General features: G+C 70.8%; 14 protein-coding genes. 7 read left to right on the top strand and 7 right to left on the bottom strand.

From position 1 onward, the window contains the following. The first annotated feature begins 72 nt into the window (after nucleotides 1-72). Complete coding sequence (gene gndA, locus HHL11_RS11430; protein WP_205964253.1) at nucleotides 73-1491, top strand: NADP-dependent phosphogluconate dehydrogenase; 1419 nt, start codon at nucleotides 73-75, stop codon at nucleotides 1489-1491. 3 nt (nucleotides 1492-1494) lie between these two features. Here the strand turns inward: gndA and dapA are convergent, their stop codons facing one another. Both dapA and HHL11_RS11440 read right to left on the bottom strand, forming a co-directional pair. Next, nucleotides 1495-2394, bottom strand: coding sequence for a 4-hydroxy-tetrahydrodipicolinate synthase (dapA, locus tag HHL11_RS11435; protein ID WP_205964254.1), 900 nt, complete (start codon nucleotides 2392-2394; stop codon nucleotides 1495-1497). A 64-nt stretch (nucleotides 2395-2458) separates the two neighbouring features. After that, nucleotides 2459-3352, bottom strand: a complete 894-nt coding sequence (locus HHL11_RS11440; protein WP_169418499.1) for a LysR family transcriptional regulator — start codon at nucleotides 3350-3352, stop codon at nucleotides 2459-2461. A 121-nt stretch (nucleotides 3353-3473) separates the two neighbouring features. Between HHL11_RS11440 and HHL11_RS11445 the strand changes: the two genes are divergently transcribed. From HHL11_RS11445 to HHL11_RS11455, 3 genes are all read left to right on the top strand, one after another. Then, nucleotides 3474-4454: a tripartite tricarboxylate transporter substrate binding protein gene (locus tag HHL11_RS11445; RefSeq protein ID WP_169418500.1), complete on the top strand. Its 981-nt coding sequence runs from the start codon at nucleotides 3474-3476 to the stop codon at nucleotides 4452-4454. An 8-nt stretch (nucleotides 4455-4462) separates the two neighbouring features. Further along, the gene (locus HHL11_RS11450; RefSeq protein ID WP_342593203.1) at nucleotides 4463-5869 is read left to right on the top strand and encodes an FAD-dependent oxidoreductase; all 1407 of its coding nucleotides are present in this window, start codon (nucleotides 4463-4465) and stop codon (nucleotides 5867-5869) included. Nucleotides 5870-5992: 123 nt separating this feature from the next. After that, nucleotides 5993-6397 carry a VOC family protein gene (locus HHL11_RS11455; protein WP_169418501.1) on the top strand — a complete coding sequence of 135 codons (405 nt, stop codon included), beginning with the start codon at nucleotides 5993-5995 and terminating at the stop codon, nucleotides 6395-6397. Here the strand turns inward: HHL11_RS11455 and HHL11_RS11460 are convergent. From HHL11_RS11460 to HHL11_RS11470, 3 genes are all read right to left on the bottom strand, one after another. Next, the gene (locus HHL11_RS11460) at nucleotides 6360-7481 is read right to left on the bottom strand and encodes an ABC transporter substrate-binding protein (protein ID WP_169418502.1); all 1122 of its coding nucleotides are present in this window, start codon (nucleotides 7479-7481) and stop codon (nucleotides 6360-6362) included. The two genes, HHL11_RS11455 and HHL11_RS11460, sit on opposite strands and share 38 nt — an antisense overlap. An 84-nt stretch (nucleotides 7482-7565) precedes the next feature. Then, nucleotides 7566-8804, bottom strand: coding sequence for a CoA transferase (locus HHL11_RS11465; protein ID WP_169418503.1), 1239 nt, complete (start codon nucleotides 8802-8804; stop codon nucleotides 7566-7568). Continuing rightward, nucleotides 8801-10453: an acyl-CoA dehydrogenase family protein gene (locus HHL11_RS11470; protein WP_169418504.1), complete on the bottom strand. Its 1653-nt coding sequence runs from the start codon at nucleotides 10451-10453 to the stop codon at nucleotides 8801-8803. Before HHL11_RS11470 ends, HHL11_RS11465 begins: the two co-directional genes overlap by 4 nt. Before the next feature lie 58 nt (nucleotides 10454-10511). Between HHL11_RS11470 and HHL11_RS11475 the strand changes: the two genes are divergently transcribed. Next, complete coding sequence (locus HHL11_RS11475; RefSeq protein WP_169418505.1) at nucleotides 10512-11546, top strand: MBL fold metallo-hydrolase; 1035 nt, start codon at nucleotides 10512-10514, stop codon at nucleotides 11544-11546. Nucleotides 11547-11599: 53 nt separating this feature from the next. Next, entirely contained in the window at nucleotides 11600-12289 is a 690-nt protein-coding gene (locus HHL11_RS11480; RefSeq protein WP_169418506.1) for a VIT1/CCC1 transporter family protein, read from the top strand. A gap of 57 nt (nucleotides 12290-12346) precedes the next feature. Here the strand turns inward: HHL11_RS11480 and HHL11_RS11485 are convergent, their stop codons facing one another. Further along, complete coding sequence (locus HHL11_RS11485) at nucleotides 12347-13045, bottom strand: SDR family oxidoreductase (protein ID WP_169418507.1); 699 nt, start codon at nucleotides 13043-13045, stop codon at nucleotides 12347-12349. A gap of 5 nt (nucleotides 13046-13050) precedes the next feature. Beyond that, on the bottom strand, nucleotides 13051-14268 hold the full coding sequence (locus HHL11_RS11490; protein ID WP_169418508.1) for an MFS transporter: 1218 nt from the start codon (nucleotides 14266-14268) through the stop codon (nucleotides 13051-13053). A gap of 72 nt (nucleotides 14269-14340) precedes the next feature. Here HHL11_RS11490 and HHL11_RS11495 point away from each other — a divergent pair, with 72 nt between their 5' ends. Beyond that, the gene (locus tag HHL11_RS11495; protein WP_169418509.1) at nucleotides 14341-14991 is read left to right on the top strand and encodes a TetR/AcrR family transcriptional regulator; all 651 of its coding nucleotides are present in this window, start codon (nucleotides 14341-14343) and stop codon (nucleotides 14989-14991) included. The last annotated feature ends 3 nt before the right edge of the window (nucleotides 14992-14994 follow it).

The following is a 14994-nucleotide window of genomic DNA, read 5'->3' on the forward strand; positions in this document are numbered from 1 at the left end:
TGAACTGTGAAGTTTACCTTCATATCTGGCCGGCGTCAACCCGCCGCCGGCGCGGCTGGCGGACAATCGGCCATGGACATTTCACAGACTGCGGACATCGGCATCGTCGGACTCGGCGTGATGGGCGAGAACCTTGCCCTCAACCTGGAGAGCCACGGCTTCGCCGTCGCCGGCTTCGACCTCGAGGCCACGCGCCGGGACAGTTTTTCGCAGCGCACCGCGGGCAAGCGCGCCTTCACGGCCCGTTCGCTGGCCGAACTGGTGGGCTGCCTCAAGTTGCCGCGCCGCTTGCTGGTGATGGTGCCGGCCGGCGCGGCCGTCGACGCCGTGCTGGCGGACCTGCGGCCGCTGCTCTATGCGGGCGACGTCGTCATGGATGGCGGCAACACGCGCTTCGGCGACACGCAGCGGCGCATCCTGGACCTGCAGGGAACCGGCATCCTGTACGTGGGCACCGGCGTGAGCGGCGGCGAGGAGGGCGCGCTGCATGGCCCGGCCCTCATGCCCGGCGGCGACCCGCAGGCCTGGCCGCTGGTGCAGCCCGTGCTGCAGGCGATCGCCGCACGGGCCGAGGACGGCGCGCCGTGCTGCGAATGGATGGGGCCGGGCGGCGCCGGCCATTTCGTCAAGACCGTGCACAACGGCATCGAGTACGCCGACATGCAGACCATCTGCGAGGCCTTCTGGCTGATGCAGGAGCTGCTGGGCATGACGCCGGGCGAGATGAGCCCGGTGTTCGCGCAGTGGAACGAAGGGCCTCTTTCGAGCTACCTGGTCGGCATCACGGCCGACATCCTGGCGCACACCGACCGCGAAAGCGGCAAGCCGCTGGTGGACCTGATCCTCGACACCGCGGAGCAGAAGGGCACCGGCAAGTGGGCCAGCCAGATCGCGCTGGAGCTGGGCATCACGGCGCCGACCATCGCGGACGCGGTGTTCGCGCGCACGGTGAGCGCGGTGAAGGACGAGCGCGTGGCGGCCGCGGACATCCTGCGCGGGCCGGGCAAGCTTGCGGCGGTGGAGCGCGAAGCCTTCGTGGCGAAGATCCACAACGCGCTGCTGGCGGCCAAGATCTGCGCCTATGCGCAGGGCTTCCAGCTACTGGCCGGGGCCGACCGCGAGTACCAGTGGCACCTGCCTTTCGCCACCATCGCGGCCGTCTGGCGCGCGGGCTGCATCATCCGGGCGCGGTTGCTGGAAGACATCCGCCGTGCCTACGCGCACGCGCCCGACTTGCAGAACCTGCTGGTCGATGCGCACTTCGCGGGCGTGATGGCGCAATGCCAGCAGGACCTGCGCGAGGTGGTGGCGACGGCGGCGCTGCACGGCGTGGCGGTGCCGGCCTTCATGAGCGCGCTGGCGTACTACGACGCCTACCGCGCGCCGCGGCTGCCGGCGAACCTGCTGCAGGCGCAGCGGGATTACTTCGGGGCGCACACCTACCAGCGGGTGGATCGGCCGGGGAAGTTCCACACCCGCTGGACGGAGTGAGCCTTACACCAGGCCGAGCTCGCGGCAGACGACGCGAGCGCGCTCTTTCGTCCCGGCCGGCGCCGCCGGCAAGGGCAGGCGGCAAGTACCCGCGTCGACATTCAGCACCGGCATCAAGGCCTTGATCGCCATCGGATAGACGCAATCGTCGTTGTTGACGTAGTCGAACGACGGCAGCAGTTGCGCGTTGATCGCGCGCGCCTGCGCGAGCTCGCCGCGCTGCATCGCCTCGACCATTCGCGCGAACAGCGACGCGGTCCAATGCGTGGTCGTGCCCACGACGCCGACGGCGCCCACGGCCAGCAGCGGCAGCGTGCAGGCGTCGTCGCCCGAATAGAGGTCGAAGTCCGCCTGCGCCAGCAGCGCGGCGGCGGCTGGCGGGTCGCCGGTGGCGTCCTTCAGCGCGACGATGTTGGGTACATCGCGGAACAGCCGCAGCAGCACGTCGCGCGCGATGCGCCGGCCGGTGCGCAGCGGGACGTCGTAGAGCATCACCGGCAGCCGGGTCGCCGCCGCGACGGCGCGATAGTGCGCCTCGATGCCGGCCTGCGGCGGCCGGCTGTAGTACGGGCTCACCGCCATCACGCCGGCCGCGCCCAGGCCTTGCGCCTGCCGGGTCAGCTCGATGCTGTGCGCCGTGTCGTTGCTGCCCATGCCCGCGACCACGGGCACGGTCACCGCCTCGCAGACGGCGCGCACCAGGTCCAGCCGCTCGTCATCGGTGAGCACCGTGGCCTCTCCGGTCGTCGCCGCCACGACCAGCCCGTCGCTGCCATGGGCCGCCAGCCATTTCGCCAGTTTGCGCGCCGCATCGAGGTCGAGGCGGCCATCCGCCGCGAACGGCGTGACCATGGCAGTGAGGACGGCGCCCCAATGGCGCGGAGTGGGAAGCTGGGAGGTCATGGTGCTTGCCATGCTAGGCGGCACGGGTGCGGCGATTGATGCAAAAACCGGCCGCGATTGATGCTCACTCCGCCATCGCCTCTTTCCACACCCGGTCGAAAGATGTGCAGAAGGCCTTCTGCAGGGCCGACAGCGGCCGGTAGCGGTTGCGCAGGATGCTCACCTGCAGCTTCTCGCGGGTCTGGAAGCTGCGCACGGCGAGGCCGCGAAAGCTCTCGCCGGCCACGGCGGCGCGGTCGACCACGGCGATGCCGCCGCCGGCTTGCGCCTGCCAGCAGGCCGACGTGGACGAGCGCACCTGCAGGTCCAGCCGCAGCGACTCGTGGCCGGGCCCGTAGGCGCGGCGCAGGGCCTGGCCGTAGGGCGTGCCCGGCGGCGAGGTGATGATCCGCTCGCCGCGCAGGTCGGCCGGTTTCAGCGCACGTTTCGCCGCCAGCGGATGGTCCTCACGCATTGCGCAGGCGAAGCCGCAGCGGTAGCTTTGCACGGCCACCAGGTTCGGATGCTCGTTGGGCTGCATCGCCACGCCCAGGTCGGCCGAGTGGTCCAGCAGCGCATTGACCATGATCGGCGCGATCAGGATCTCCGTCTGGCTCTTCAGCTCCGGGAAGCCCTCGGTCAGCAGCGCGATCGCGCGTGGCACGAGATACGGCGCCACGCTGGCCGACACGGCCAGGCGCAGCGTGCCGGTGCGCGGCGCCGCCAGCTGGCGCGAGACGTCGCGGATGCGCTCGACGCCGCGCCACACCGCCTCGATCTCCGCATGCAGGTGCTGGCCTTCGGGCGTGGGCACCAGCCGGCCCTTCACGCGTTCGAACAGCGCGAAGCCCGCCTGCTTCTGCGCCTGTGCCAGCACCTTGCTGACGGCCGGCTGCGAGACGTGCAGCAACTCCGCCGCGCCGCCGACGCCGCCGGTGAGCATCACCGCCCGGAACACTTCCATCTGCCGCAGGTTCATGGCGGCAGCTTAACCCGAGGTTATGGGCTGTCGAATTCTTTTCATTTGACCGCCCGGCGTGCCGTCCGCACCATTGGGAAAACGGGCTCACCAAAGCCCATCACCTGCAAGGAGACACGCAATGCATTCCCCCCAGGAACCCAGCCGCCGCCGCGCGCTGCTGGGCGCGGCGCTGGCGCTGCTGGCCCCCGCCATCGCGCGGGCCCAGGGCTTTCCGTCCCGTTCCGTGCGCATCGTGCTGCCGCAGCCACCCGGTGGCGCCGCCGACCGCCTGGCCCGCATGCTGGGCGAGCGCCTCGAAGCGCGCTGGAAGCAACCGGTGGTGATGGACAACCGTCCTGGCGGCGGCGTGGTGGTTGGCACGCAGGCCGTCGTGCATGCGCAGCCCGATGGCTACACCTTCGGCCTGCTGGGGAGTTCGCTGAGCATCAACGCCGTGCAGCGCAAGGACCTGCCCTACGAGGTGAAGGACCTGCAGCCGCTGGCGCGCATCGGCTACTACACGGTGGCGCTGGTGGCCTCGACGAAGTTTCCGGCCAACGACATCAAGAGCCTGATCGCGCTGGTGAAGAAGGAGCCGCCCAACAAGATCGCCTTCGGCTCCAACGGCATCGGCACCTCGGCGCAGCTGGCCGGCGAGATGCTGAACCACATGGCGGGCATACAGATGCAGCACGTGCCCTACAACGGCGCGGCCAAGATGTACACCGACATCATCGGCGGCCAGTTGCCGCTGGGCTTCTCGGTGGTGAGTTCGGCCGAGGGCTTCATCAAGGCCGGCCAGCTGAAGGTGCTGGGCGTGACCAGCGCTCAGCGCAGCCCGCTGTTCCCGCAGTGGCCGGCGATCGCCGAGACGCTGCCTGGCTACGAAGCCGTGAACTGGGCCGGCTTCTGCGGGCCCGCCGGCTTGCCGCGCGAACGGGTGTTGCAGATCAGCGAAGACCTCCTGGCCGTGCTGGGCGCGCCCGACATGGCCAGGACGCTGGCCGACCAGGGCATCGAGCTGGCGCCGCTGGGCCCCGCCGAATTCGAGGCCTTCATCCAGAGCGAGATGAAGCGCTTCGCCGCCGTCACCAAGCCACTCGGCAACCGCATGAACTGAACACCATCGTGAACGACTACAAGCTCAATCGCACCATCCCCGCCGACGCGCCCTACGACCTGGTGGTCGCGGGCGGCGGCCCCGCCGGTACCGCCGCCGCCGTCTGCGCGGCGCGCCTTGGCCTGAAAGTGCTGCTGGCCGAAGCCACGGGCTGCCTCGGCGGCATGGGAACCAGCGGCCTCGTGGCCTCCTTCGGCCCGGTATCCGACGGCACGCGCATGCTGGTGGGCGGTTTCATGAAGGAGTTGCTGGAAACCATGTGGGCGCAGAAGGCCTTCGGCCCGCACGTCGTGCCCGACTTCCTGCATGCGCAGCTCAATCGCTGGGTGCCGTTCCAGCCGGAGCACCTGAAGCGCATCCTGGACGACTTCGTGGTGCAGGCCGGCGTGGAGGTGCGCTTCTTCACCCGCGTCGTCGAGGCCGACGTCACCGGCAAGCGCGTCAACGGCGTGGTCCTGAGCAACGTCGAGGGCCTGCGCTACGTGCCGGCCAGGGCTTTCGTCGATGCGACGGGCGATGCAGCGCTGGCCGCACTGGCCGGCGCCGAATGCAAGGTGGTGCTGCGCGACACCGAGACCGTCTCGCCCAGCACGCTGTGCTCGCTGGTCGCCGGCATGGACTGGGACGACCCGGCTTACGGCGACGATTGGCGCGGCATCGACGCCGTGAAGAACCGGGTCAAGAACGAACTGGTGCCGAAAGCGATCGACGATGGCTTCTTCACGCAGGAGGACCGCTTCTTCCCCGGCATGAACAAGGTCGGCGCGCGCACGGCGACGCTCAACGCGGGCCACGTGTTCAACCTGAATCCATTGTCGATCCGGTCCCTGTCCGACGGCATGGTGCTGGGGCGCAAGCTGGCGCAGGAGTACACCGAGTTCTATCGCCGGTACGTGCCGGGTTGCGCCGACCTGGAGCTGCAGACGACGGCACCCGTGATGGGCGTGCGCGACTCGCGCCGCATCGTCGGCGAGTTCGAGCTTGGGATAGACGACTTCCGCGCCAAGCGCCAGTTCCCGGACCAGGTGGCGGTCTACAACCGGCCCACCGACGTGCATCCCACCGACACCAGCAAGGCCGAATTCGAGCGTTTCATGAAGGACTTCCACGGCAAGGACAACCTGGGCCGCGGCGAGTATGTGGGCATCCCCTACAGCATCCTGGTGCCGCGCGGCTCCGAGAACCTGTGGGTGGCGGGCCGCTGCCATTCGAGCGACACCAAGGTGCACGGCTCGATCCGCGCGCAGTCGGCGGCCTACATGATGGGCCAGGCCGTGGGCACAGCGGCGGCGCAGTCCATCGCCACCGGCCAGCCGGCCAACGACCTCGATACGCGCCAGTTGGTGGAGACTTTGCGCGGGGCCGGCGCGAACCTGCCGCAGACCGAACTCTCGCGGGCGATGACGCGCGCCTGAGAGGGGAATTGCGGCTAGATGAGAATCGTTCTCATATAATCGGAACACCAGCAAGCCACGGCAGCCGGCCCTCCGGAGCAGCAGCAAGCGAACGATGCCACTCCGTGCTGGGAGCTTGTTGCCGTGCCGGTCCTTCCCATTCCCGTCGTGGCGGCAGCGAACCTGTCGCTGCTGCTGCCCCACTATCGCGACGTGCTGCGCTTTCGCGTGCTGCAGGAAGTGCGCGGCGTGGTCGCCCTCATCCAGCATGGCGCCGTGCGGCTGCAGCTGTGGCAGCGCAGCGCACAGGGCGAGCCCATGCGCTGCCGCGTGCCGCTGGACGGCCCCAGCGCCTGCGTGTTCCGGGTCTACGGCGCGCTGGCGCGGGTGGCCCGCAGCGCGCTGATGGAAGACCGGCCGCAGCTGATGCCCTGGGGCGCCTGGGAGTTCAGCCTGCTGGATCGCGAAGGCAACCAGCTGCTGTTCTCGCAATGGGCGCTGAGCCAGCCGGTCAGCGCACGAACTTCCCGCTCCCATCGACCATCGTGATCTCGACGAAGCTGGAGCCGTGCCGCTTCTGCGGCCCGTAGTTCACGCGGTAGCCGCCGATGTCGACGTCGCTCATCTTCTCCACGGCCGCCAGCATGGTAGCCGGCGAAGGCTTGCCGCCGGTGCGCCGCAGCACTTCCACCAGGATGCTGGCGTTGAGGTAGCCCCACATGCGGTCGTAGGTCGGCGCCAGCTTCGCGGCCTGCATGGCGGCGCCGAAGTGGCGCGACAGGGGCGTCGTCTGCCGCAGTGGGTAAGGCACGATCTGCGTGAAGGCCATGCCGCGCGCGGCGCTCCCGAGTTGTTCGACCAGCGAGGTCGTCCCCGCCAGCGACAGCGCGTACACCGGTACGCGCGCGTCGGCGGTGCGGGCGCGCATGAAGCCCAGCACCGCCGCGCCGGCCGCCAGCAGCAGGATGCCTTGCGGGTCGGCCTGGTTCACGGCGGCCGCGGCCTCCTTCGCGTTGGAGCCGTCCGGCTTCAGCGGCACGGTGGCGATGACCTGTGCCTTGCGCTCCTCCGCCACCGCCTGCACGTGCGGCAGCATGAAGCGGCCCAGTTCGTTGTCCTGGTAGGCCACCGCGAGCTTGCACATGTTCAGGGTCGCGAGGTTCTGCACCATCGCGGCGATCTCGTCGCGCAGGCTGGCCGTGGTGGTGAACAGCGTGGGGTGGTCCTGGCCGCGCAGGATGTCGGCGCCGTTGTAGACGCCGATCAGCGGCATGCGCCTCTCGTCCACCAGCGGGATCGCTTTCACCAGCCCCGGCACGAAGGCGTAGCCGAAGAGCGCGGCCACGCTGGTGTCGGCCAGCAGGTTGCGGGTGAGGTCCACGGTCTGGTCCGGGCGCGTGGTGTCGTCGAGCGTGACGAGTTCGATGGCCGCGCCGTTGACGCCGCCTTGCGCATTCACCGCATTCAGCAGCGCCTTCTGGCCTTCGGCCACCGGCTTCACCACGCTGGCCAGCGGCCCGGTGAGTGGCAGCACCTGGCCGATGCGCACGGTGGCGGCGGCGCGGGCGGGGGGCAGGAAGGCCGCGGCGCAGCCGGCCGCCAGCAGCGTGCGGCGCTTGAGGGGGAGTCCCATCGACTTGTCTCCAATTGTTTCTCGATGGGTCGACCGTATCGGCCGCGGGCAGGCGCGAGCCCCCCTGCGGCGAGGGGGATAGCGTCAACCCTGAGTCGTCGGATCTCGCTCCGGCCCGGCCACGATGCCCGCGTCGTGCAAGCGCCCGATGGCGCCGCCGTCCAGGCCCAGGACTTCATGGAGCACTTCGTCCGTGTGCGCGCCCAGCAACGGCGCGGGCGGTGTGGGCTGGCGCGGCTCGCCGGCGATGCGCACCGTCGCGCCCGCGGCCAGGTGCGCGCCGACGCCGGGCGTGTCCAGCGTCTCGAACATCGGGTTGGCCGGACTCACGCGCGCATCGGCGTGCAGCAGTTCACGCACCGTGCTGTAGCGGCCCCAGCACGCGCCCTGGCGCTCCAGCAAGGTCTCGGCCTGCGCCCGCGGGCGCGCCGCGAACCAGGGCTCCAGCACCGCGGCGATGGCGTCGCGGGCCTGGTAACGCTGCGCCTCGTCGCGGAAGTCCAGGCCCAGGCTGGCTTCGAGTTCGGTCACGGCCGGCAAGGCGTCGCAGGTGCGCAGCAGCGCGTCCCATTGCCCCAGCGAGATCGCGGCCACCATCAAGCGGCGGCCATCGGCGCAGGCGAAGTCGCGACCGAAGGCGCCGTAGATGTGGTTGCCGATCGCCTTGCGGTCCTGCTGCAGCACTTCGGCCTCGGCCAGCAGGCCCAGGTGCGACAGCGTGCTGAAGGCGACGTCCGCCAGCGCGATCTTCAGCAGCGCGCCCTGGCCCGTGTGCCGGCGCTGCATCACCGCTGCGAGCACGGCAAAGGCGGCCTGGTACGCGCAGGCCAGGTCCCAGGCCGGCAGCGCGTGGTTGACCGGCGCGTCCGGCGAGCCGTCGCCGGTGATCGCGGGATAACCGGCGGCGCTGTTGACGGTGTAGTCCAGCGCGGTGCTGCCGTCGGCGTTGCCCTGGATGATGCAGCTCACGAGGTCGGGCCGGCGCTGCGCCAGCAGGCCGTGGTCCAGCCACGCGGTGGCGATGTTGGTGAGCAGCACGCCGCCGCCCGGGCCCGGCGCGGTGACGAGCGCCTGCACCAGCTCGCGGCCTTCGGGCTTGCGCAGGTCGACGGCCACCGAGCGCTTGCCCTTGTTGAGGCCGGTCCAGTAGAGGCTGCGGCCCTGCGGCATGCGCGGCAGGCGCGCATAGTCGAGGCCGCCGCCGATCATGTCGATGCGGACCACGTCGGCGCCGTACTGCGCCAGCGTCAGGCCGGCCAGCGGCGCGGCGATGAAGGCGGAGCTTTCGACGACGCGCAGCCCTTGCAGCAGCGGGTAGGTCATGCGGCCGCTCCTTCCAGCAGCCCGCGGGCGATGACCTTCAGCGCCAGCGTCTCTTCCGCGCCTTCGAAGATGGAGAGCACGCGCGCGTCGACGAAGAGCCGGCTCACAAGCGCTTCCTCCGCGTAGCCGAGGCCACCGTGCAGCTGCTGCGCCTCGCGCGTCAGCAGCTCCGCCGAGCGGCAGGCCAGCAGCTTGGCCAGGCTGGCATCGAGCGACAGCGTCGCGCCGTCGCCGGCACGCGCCGTGGTTTCGGCGAGCTCGCGGCAGGCGAGATAGCGCGCGGCCATGTGCGCGAGCTTGATCTCGGTGAGCGGATAGCTCGCCAGCGGCGCGCCGAACACGCGGCGGTCGCGCGCATACGCGGCGGCGGCGCTGATGGCGGCGCGCATCACGCCGCACGCGCGGCCCGCGGTCTGCAGCCGGCCGCCGGTCATGCCGGCCATCGTGAAGTAGAAGCCCTTGCCCAGGCCCGCTTCGCCGCCGACCAGGCTGGCGGCCGGCACGAAGAAATCGTCGAAGGCGAGGTCGAAGGAATGCATGCCGCGATAACCCAGGGTCGGGATCGCGCGGCCCGTCAGCGTGCCGCCGCCGGGCGATTCGCAATGGAACTCGTGGCCGTCGAAGGCCGGCTTCTCCACCAGGAAAACGCTGAGGCCCCGATGGCCGAGACGGCGGTCGCGGTCGGTGCGCGCCACCACCATCAGCAGCTGCGCCTTGCCGGCGAAGGTGCACCAGGTTTTCGCGCCCTGCAGCCGCCAGCCGCCTTGCACCGGCGTCGCGGACAAGGTGAGGCCGGCGACGTCGGAGCCGTGGTCCGGCTCGGTGATGGAGATCGCGCACAGCTGCTCGCCGCTGGCGATGCGCGGCAGCCATTGCTGCTGCTGCTCCGGCGTGCCGCCGGCGAGCAGCGCACGCGCCAGGATCTCGGGCCGCGTGATCAAGCTGCCGGCTGCGCCCAGCGAAGCTTCGGACAGCACCTCGGTCACCGCCAGCATCAGCGCGTTGTCGTGCGCGCCGCCGCTGGCGCTGCCGCCGTACTCCTGCGGGATCGACAGGCCGAAGACGCCCATTTCGCGCAGCGGCTGCAGCAGCGTTTCCGGAATGTCGCGGTCTTCGCGGTGGATCGGCTGCGCGAGCGGCGCCACGGCCTCGCTGGCGAAGCGCGCGAAGGCTTCGCGCGCCATCGCCACGCCTTCGTCAGCGCTGGGCAGCGCGAGCGCTTCGGCCGGGCCGGCGATCACGCGCGCGCCCAGGGAGGCCAGCGCCTGCGACGAAGCGGCGCCACGGCGCAGCACGGCCAGCTCGGGCGCGGTCGCCAATGCATGCAAGGCTTGCAGTTCCACACCGAGGTCGAGGTGGATCGTTTCCAGCCGCGCCAGCACGGCAGGGATCGCTTCGGCCACGAAGGCAGCGGCCAAGGCCTGCTGCAAGGGCGTCCAGCTGTCCGGCGCGGCGAGCGCGCGCGCCGCCTCGAGGTCGGCGCGGGCCCAGGCCAGCGCAAAGCACGCACCCTGCTGCCGGTCGAGCGCCGCGGCCGAGAGCTTGCCGCCCTCGCTGCAGGCGCCGGCCAGGGCGGCGGTGGCGGCGTCGAACAGGGCGCCCAGGCGGGCGAGCAGGGGGGCGAGATCGGGGTACGCGGGAACGGCCATGGCAGCGAGTGTCGCTCAGTGGCGGGCGGGCCGCCGCGTCTTCCGGCACACTTGGGCCATGCTGCATGCATCGCTTTCCTATCCGCTCGCCGCGCCCGAGAAGGGCCATCTCGTCACCGTCGCCCCCGGCGTCCACTGGATCCGCCTGCCCATGCCCTTCCGGCTGGACCACATCAACGTCTGGGCGCTGGAGGACGGCGACGGCTGGACGCTGGTCGATACCGGCGTGCGCACCGAAGAGACCGTCGTTGCCTGGGAAGCGCTGATGGCGAAGCCGCCGCTGGACCGGCCGCTCAAGCGCATCATCGTCACCCACATGCACCCGGACCACATCGGCATGGCCGGCTGGCTGGCGCGCAAGTTCGGCGTGCGGCTGTGGATGTCGCGCCTGGAATACCTGGCCTGCCGCGTGCTGGTCGGCGACACCGGGCGCGAAGCGCCCTCGGACGCGATCCGGTTCCTGCAGGAAGCCGGCTGGAGCGCGGCGGCGGTGGACGGCTACCGCGCGCGCTTCGGCAACTTCGGCAAGAGCATCCATGCCTTGCCGGACAGCTACCACCGCATCCGCGACCACGACCGCTTCCGCATCGGCGAGCACGAGTGGGAAGTGGTAGCCGGCAGCGGCCATTCGCCCGAGCATTCCTGCCTGTACTGCCCGGAGTTGAAAGTGCTCATCTCGGGTGACCAGGTGCTGCCAAAGATCTCATCCAACGTCTCGGTGCACGCCATCGAGCCCGACGCCAACCCGATGGGCGACTGGTACGCGTCCTTCGACACGATCAAGTCGCGCGTGCCCGACGACGTGCTGGTGCTGCCCGCGCACAACGACGTGTTCCACGGCCTGCACTTCCGCATCGAGCAGCTGCGCGAAGGCCAGGACGCCGCGCTGGCGCGGCTGCGCGAGCTGCTGCGCGAGCCGAAGCGCGTGGTGGACGTGTTCCCCGCCCTGTTCCGCACGGTCATCAAGGAATCGGACGTCGCGGTGCTGGGCATGGCCACGGGCGAGGCCATCGCCTGCCTCAACTACCTGATGGAGCGCGGCGAGGTGAAGAAGCGCGTGGACGCCGGCATCGCCTGGTACTCGCTGGCCTAGTCCCCGGGCAAGGGGCAATGCCCGCGGCGGGTGCGCGGCCGACAATGCCGAGCATGACCGCCCTGGAACTCCAGCAACACGAGGCCGGAGACGCGCGTGAGCCCGTACTCGATCCCGTCGATCGGGTCTCCGAACTCTGCTTCGGCCTCTTCATGGCGCTCACCTTCGTGGGCGCCGTTTCCGCCGCGACCAGCGCGCCGACCAGCCAGAACCCGCACAAGGTGCTGTTCTGGACCGCGCTCGGCTGCAACCTGGCCTGGGGCCTTGCCGATGCGGTGATGTTCCTGGTGCGCACGCTGACGAACCGCGGGCGCCGCATCACGCTGGCGGGCGCGGTGCGGGACGAGCGCGATCCGGCGCGCGGCGTGGAACTGCTGCGCGCGGAGCTGTCCGCCGTGTTGCGCGGGCTGGTGAGCGACAAGGAACTCGAGGCCATCCGCGCACGGCTGGCGCAGGTGCAGCAGCTGCCGGAGAAGCCGGCGCTCACGGGGCGCGACTATCGCGGCGCGGTGGCGATCTTTATCCTGGTGGTCCTGGGCACCTTCCCCGTGGCGCTGCCCTTCATCCTGATCGAGGCCACGCCGCCGGCCTTGCTGGTCTCGCGCGTACTGACGATGGTCATGCTGTTCATCTGCGGCCTCGCGCTGGGCCGCCACACCGGCAGCGGCGGCTGGAAAACGGGGCTGGGGATGGTGGTGCTCGGTTGCGTGCTGACGGCGGCGATCATCGCGCTGGGCGGCTGACCCTCGTCGTTCCCGCCTTCTGTAGGGTGCGCAGCTTCGCTGCGCACCAAACGAGGATCAGGCCTGCAGGTACGCGGCCGTCGCGCTCGCCAGGCTGGCCTTGACCGCCTGCGTGCGCTCGTCGCCGAGCACTTCGTCGGCGCCCGCTTCGAGGCCATCGAAGGCGATCCGCACGATGTCCTCCGGCCGCGTCTTCGGCCCCGGCACGTCGCGCGCGAGGTCGGTATCGACGAAGCCCATGTGCAGGCCGGTCACTTGCGTGCCCTGCGCGCGCAGCTCGTGCCGCAGGCCGTTGGTCAAGGCCCAGGCCGCGCTCTTGGTCGCGCCATATGCGCCCAGCTGCGGCCGGTTGATCCAGCTGGCGATGGACAGCACGTTGAGCATGGCGCCGCCGCCGTTGGCGGCCAGCACCGGTGCGAAGGCCTGCGCGGTGCGCAGCATGCCGAAGAAGTTGACCTCGAGCTGGTCGCGCACGGAGGCCTCGGCATCGGCGGCGAGGAAGCCGCCGAACCGCGCGACGCCGGCGTTGTTGACCAGCAAGGTGACGTCGCGCGCTTCCCGCGCGGCGGCGGCCACTTCGTCCGGCCGCGTCACGTCCAGCCGGATCGGTACCAGCCCGGGCACGGCGAGTCGCAACGGGTCGCGCACCGCTGCATAGACCTTGCGCGCACCGCGCGCGAGCGCGGCCTGGGCGAAGGCGAGACCGAGGCCGCGGTTGGCGCCGGTGACGAAGACGACGGAGTCGGCGATACGCATGATGTTCATCCTTGGCGGAAAGCGGGAGCGCGCAGGCGCAGGGCCAGCAGCGAGAGGGCCAGCACGGCGCCGCCGAAGGCGAGGCCGGTGGCGACGAGGTTGCCGGTTTGCACCACGGCAAAGCCCGCGAGCAGCGCTGGCAGGCCCATGGCAACATAGGCGATCAGGAACACCACCGCCAGCAGGCCGGCGCGTTCGGCGGGAGCGGCTGCGGCGAGCGTGCTGCGCATGCCGCCCTGGAAGCCGGCGCCGAAACCGATGCCGGACAGCACGGCGAAGAACAGGAAGCCGGCGACGCTGTGCGCTTCGACGGAGACCAGCACGCCGGCGCTACCGGCGGCCAGCGCGATGGCGCCGATGCGCAACAGGCGGTCCGCCTCGGCGTTGCGCAGCACGAGCACCGTGGCCGCGGCGCTGCCCGCCATCACGAACAGCGTGAGGCCACCGCCCAGCGAGGCGTCGAAGCCGAACACGCGATGCACGAGCGCCGGCCCGAGCGAAGCGAAGAAGCCGGCGAGCGCCCAGCCCGCGACGAGCATGGGGCTGGCGCCGCGCAGCGCGCCACGGGCGCTGGCAGGCAGGGCTAGCTGCGGGCGCAGCGCGGACCACACGCCGGGGCGGCGCTGGCCGGGTTCGGGCAGCAGCGCGATGCCGGCGATCTGCAGCACATAGAGCAGCGCCAGCACGGCGTAGACGAGCAGCGTGGGCGCGGGCAGGAAGTGCACCAGCAGGCCGGACAGGACCGCGCCGAAGCCGGTGCCCAGCCCGGGCGCGACGGCGTTGGCGATGGTGCCGCGCTGCTTGTCGACGTCCAGCATGGCGGCGCCGATGGCGGCCAGCGCCGCGCCGGTGCCCAGCCCTTGCAGGATGCGGCCGGCGAACAGCATGGCCACGCCGCCGGCCGTGGCGAACAGCGCCATCGCGACCAGCTGCAGCAGCAGCGCGGCCAGGATCACCGGCTTGCGGCCGACGTAGTCGCTGACGCGGCCGAACACCAGCAGCGCCGCCAGCAGCACGACGACATAGGAAGCAAACACTGCCGTCACGGTGGCGGCGGAGAAATGCCACAGCCCCTGGTAGACCGGGTACAGCGGTGTCGGGGCGCTGGAGCCGGCGAGGAAGGAGACGGTGACGGAGCCGAGCAAGGGCAGCCACCAGCGGGCGGGCAGCTCGTAGCTCCTGGGGCGGGCCGCGGCGGGCAGGGGGACGGAAGCGCAGGTCATGGGGAACTTTCTCCAAACAGACTGGTCTGTCTGGTGTTGCACTATACAGACCTGTCTGTTAATGTCAAACCCATGAACCGCCGTTCGTCCGTTTCCTCCACCGCCGACCTGGCGCCCCAGCCCGACGCGCCGGCCGAGCGCCGGCCCGTGCGCGAGCGCCTGCTGGCCTCGGCCGACGAGCTCTTCTACCGGGAGGGCATCAACAACGTCGGAATCGACCGCGTGCTGGAGCACGCCGGCGTGGCCAAGGCTTCGCTTTACAGCACCTTCGGCAGCAAGGACGAACTGGTGCGTGCCTATCTCGAGGGCCGCCACCAGCTGCGGATCACGCGCGTGGAGGCGCGCATGGCGAAGCACGCGTCAGCGCGCGACAAGCTGCTGGCGGTGTTCGACTCGATGGCGGAGCTGCTGTCCACCCCGGGCTTCCGCGGTTGTGCCTTCCTGAAGGCCAGCGCGGAGCTGCCGGCCAACGAGCGCACGCAGCCGGTGTGCGACACCTATCGCGGCTGGGTCCGCGGGCTGTTCACGCGGCTCGCGGGTGAAGCGGGCGTCCCGGATCCGGCGCCGCTGGTGCGCCAGCTGGTGCTGCTGTACGACGGCGCGGCGGTGGCGGCGCAGATGGATGGCGACACCGAGGCGGCGAAGGTTGCGCGGGCGACGGCGGCGGTGATGCTGGATGCGGCGATAGCCGCGAAGAAGACGACGCGGGCTGCTCGCACGTAGGCT

It is taken from the genome of Ramlibacter agri (assembly GCF_012927085.1).
Classification (GTDB): Bacteria; Pseudomonadota; Gammaproteobacteria; order Burkholderiales; family Burkholderiaceae_C; genus Ramlibacter; species Ramlibacter agri.

Coding starts and splice junctions, on each gene's coding strand:
- HHL11_RS11440 (WP_169418499.1), bottom strand. CDS start 3,352: ATGAACCTGCGGCAGATGGAAGTGTTCCGGGCGGTGATGCTCACCGGC.
- HHL11_RS11480 (WP_169418506.1), top strand. CDS start 11,600: ATGACCGCCCTGGAACTCCAGCAACACGAGGCCGGAGACGCGCGTGAG.
- HHL11_RS11485 (WP_169418507.1), bottom strand. CDS start 13,045: ATGCGTATCGCCGACTCCGTCGTCTTCGTCACCGGCGCCAACCGCGGC.
- dapA (WP_205964254.1), bottom strand. CDS start 2,394: ATGACCTCCCAGCTTCCCACTCCGCGCCATTGGGGCGCCGTCCTCACT.
- HHL11_RS11490 (WP_169418508.1), bottom strand. CDS start 14,268: ATGACCTGCGCTTCCGTCCCCCTGCCCGCCGCGGCCCGCCCCAGGAGC.
- gndA (WP_205964253.1), top strand. CDS start 73: ATGGACATTTCACAGACTGCGGACATCGGCATCGTCGGACTCGGCGTG.
- HHL11_RS11445 (WP_169418500.1), top strand. CDS start 3,474: ATGCATTCCCCCCAGGAACCCAGCCGCCGCCGCGCGCTGCTGGGCGCG.
- HHL11_RS11475 (WP_169418505.1), top strand. CDS start 10,512: ATGCTGCATGCATCGCTTTCCTATCCGCTCGCCGCGCCCGAGAAGGGC.
- HHL11_RS11495 (WP_169418509.1), top strand. CDS start 14,341: ATGAACCGCCGTTCGTCCGTTTCCTCCACCGCCGACCTGGCGCCCCAG.
- HHL11_RS11470 (WP_169418504.1), bottom strand. CDS start 10,453: ATGGCCGTTCCCGCGTACCCCGATCTCGCCCCCCTGCTCGCCCGCCTG.
- HHL11_RS11460 (WP_169418502.1), bottom strand. CDS start 7,481: ATGGGACTCCCCCTCAAGCGCCGCACGCTGCTGGCGGCCGGCTGCGCC.
- HHL11_RS11465 (WP_169418503.1), bottom strand. CDS start 8,804: ATGACCTACCCGCTGCTGCAAGGGCTGCGCGTCGTCGAAAGCTCCGCC.